This window comes from Rhizobium phaseoli (assembly GCF_010668805.1).
Classification (GTDB): Bacteria; Pseudomonadota; Alphaproteobacteria; order Rhizobiales; family Rhizobiaceae; genus Rhizobium; species Rhizobium phaseoli_A.
In genome coordinates this window covers 1-2,117 of record NZ_WUFT01000051.1, presented here as the reverse complement: position 1 = coordinate 2,117, position 2,117 = coordinate 1, and the positions used below count along the sequence as shown (strand labels likewise).

Below are 2,117 nucleotides of genomic sequence, written 5' to 3'. Positions count from 1 at the left end.
TGTGACTTCTAATGTAAATGCAACAAAGGCTTAAAGGCTACTACAGGGCAGGGAGATCAGCCCCCGATCCGACCGGCTGGGCCGGGTTGCAAGGGCGGAGCGGGGGCGGGTGATGACGCACCCCTTCGGCTTTAGCTTTCTCACTAGCAATTGTTCTTTTACCGCTCGATACTCGCTGGGACTTGCATGGCGCAGTTGGGGATCAAAGCCGCACGATGCTTCCGGAAATCAACCTGCAAGGTGACGTCGACATCGCCGCGCTGTCACCACTTCTTCGCGGCATGCTTCTTTCGGTTGCCTATGCTGACGGTGAGGGTGGCATAGGATTGACGGCGACCGGCGCCATGAACCGCAAGTTCGTGCATTGGGCCGCTGTGCATTTTCTCTGGCCAGGATTCACAGCCGAGGACCTCTACAGCATGAACAAGGTGCTCAATGAAAGCGACATGCCGCCGCTTTGGGTCGTGCGCGACATGGCCCGTCATCTGAAGCTTCTTCGCCGGAAAAAGGATGTGCTGCTGCCAACCAGACGCGGCCGGGAGTTTTTGGTGAACCCGCAAGCCATCTTCGATCTGGTCGCCACGGATTATCTCTATTCCTATGTCCACGCCACCGAGCGGGAAGAGGAGGTCCGAGCGCGGTTACGCTGGTGGCGCATGTTCCTCAATCTTCTCAATATCAAATATCAAGGCCAGAGAAGGTTGCACGCCAATGGACGTTGTGAAAATCCTCTATCCAGAGCTGGCGCCTTTGTCGGACACCGAAATGACCATAGAAGCCTGGGAGTTGAAATCCGATCTTCAGTATGGCGTCTCCCAACGCTTATGCTGGCTCGGCTTGCTCTACGAGGCACGAGAGGGGCTCACTCTTCTGCAGGATGGATCCTTCCACAAGACGCTACTTTGGGCAGCTTGCCTGCAGTTGGAATCGGATACGCAAAGCGATATCGGCGTGCATTGACGATCTCTATTCTGCCGCTGGCTGCCTAATAACGCTTTCTCTCGCCGCGCAATCACCGCAGGATCATTCATAAAATCCGTCCTCCGCCCCGGCTTGCCGTCATTTGTTCACTTCACGCCTGAACACTTCAGCTGGGGTGCGGAAACCAAGGCATTTTCTCGGCGTACTGTTCAACCGATCGATCAGTGATCGTATCGATTCATCAGGAACTGACAGGACAGCAGTATCCCTCGGCAGGTAACGCCGAATCCGCCGATTCATGTTCTCAACGGAGCCTTTTTGCCAGGGCGCAGACGGATCGCAGAACCATGCATCGGTTCCCATTCCCTGCTTCAGTCGCCGCCAGGAGACGAATTCAAATCCGCGATCAAACGTCAAACTTTGCCGGGCATGCCTGGGCAGGGGGCTGAGCACGTCGATGAGCCGCTCCATGATCGGCTTGGACTGCCGGTCGTTGTTCTTGAACAGCATGGTGAACCGGCTCGTCCGCTCAACAACCGTTGCCACATTGGCATTGCCCTGAACCCTTTCGAAGATCATGAGATCGGCTTCCCAGTGACCGAATTCCTTGCGATCGTTGATGGCTTCCGGCCGATGTTTGATCGAACGCTCATCTGGAAAGACTGGATTCTGCGGCTTGCGAGCATATCGCGGCCGGCGCTTTCTCCGCCGTTCCGGGAGAAGCCGCGCGAGTTGCTGCCGTTGTCCTTCTGGTGAATAGACATACCGGTAGATCGTCTCGTGACAGACGCTTGCCTTGGCCGCTGGTTCGATCTTCAGTCGTCCAGCAATCTGTTCCGGCGACCAGCCGGATTCCAACTTTCCGATCACTTCGTTCCGCAGATCCTCGCGACGAAAGAGCTTGCCGATCCGCCGGCGCCTGTCGCGCGCCATGTCGTTGGCGGTCATCGCCCAGTAGCCCTCGGCATCGGGGAATTCCTGATCGTGCCAGTAGTTGCGTTTTATCTCCCGGGAGATGGTCGCACGGTCCCGGCCGAGGCGTCTGGCGATCTCAGACTGGCTAAACTTCTGATCCAACATCCTGGAAATCGATCGGCGTTCGTCAAAACTCAAATGCGAAAAGGTACGGATCAAACCACGGCTCCCGAAAAGCAGGCAGCTTAGCGCCTTTGTTGCAGTTCGAGATAGAATGTACC

The 2,117-nt window shown here is 56.4% G+C and carries 1 protein-coding gene and 1 pseudogene; one reads left to right on the top strand and one right to left on the bottom strand.

Annotated elements, in window-relative coordinates; genetic code table 11:
- Positions 1–215: 215 nt before the first annotated feature.
- Positions 216–960: pseudogene (locus GR197_RS31310) on the top strand (hypothetical protein).
- A 99-nt stretch (positions 961–1,059) separates the two neighbouring features.
- Here GR197_RS31310 and GR197_RS31305 read toward each other — a convergent pair.
- On the bottom strand, positions 1,060–2,055 hold the full coding sequence (locus GR197_RS31305; RefSeq protein WP_082849634.1) for an IS30 family transposase: 996 nt from the start codon (positions 2,053–2,055) through the stop codon (positions 1,060–1,062).
- Positions 2,056–2,117 lie beyond the last annotated feature (62 nt).